1 protein-coding gene is annotated in these 578 nt (G+C 64.9%); it reads right to left on the reverse strand.

Annotation, left to right across the window (positions count from 1 at the left end; genetic code table 11):
* Nucleotides 1-578, reverse strand: a 578-nt coding sequence (locus JKG68_RS32855) for an efflux RND transporter permease subunit (RefSeq protein ID WP_202066668.1), incomplete at both ends; no start/stop codon positions are given.

Consider the following 578-nt stretch of genomic DNA (forward strand, 5'->3'; position numbering starts at 1 on the left):
GACGGCCGCTTCGTTCTCAAGGTCTTCAGAACGAAGACGAAGAACGCGGGAACGAAGAAGATCGCCAGCACGGTTGCCGAGATCATGCCACCGAGAACGCCCGTGCCGATGGCGTTCTGGCTCGCCGCGCTCGGTCCCGTGGCAATCGCGAGCGGCACGACGCCGAGCGCAAAGGCCAGGGACGTCATGACGATCGGGCGGAAGCGCAGGCGCGCCGCCTCCACCGCGGAATCCAGCAGGGACCTGCCCTCGGCATAGTAGTCCTTGGCGAACTCCACGATCAGGATGGCGTTCTTGGCCGACAGGCCGATGATCGCGATCAGGCCGACCTTGAAGTAGATGTCGTTGGGCATGTCCCGCACCATCACGGCCAGCACCGATCCGATGATGCCGAGCGGCACCACCAGCATCACCGACAGCGGGATCGACCAGCTCTCGTACAGTCCCGCCAGCAGCAGGAAGACGAACAGGATGCTCAACCCGAACAGGAGCGGCGCCTGCGAACCGGAGGTGATCTCCTCGAGCGACTGTCCCGTCCACTCGAAGCCGAAGCCCTCGGGCAACTCGGACGCCAGCCG

This window comes from Microvirga aerilata (assembly GCF_016743775.1).
Lineage (GTDB): Bacteria > Pseudomonadota > Alphaproteobacteria > Rhizobiales > Beijerinckiaceae > Microvirga > Microvirga aerilata.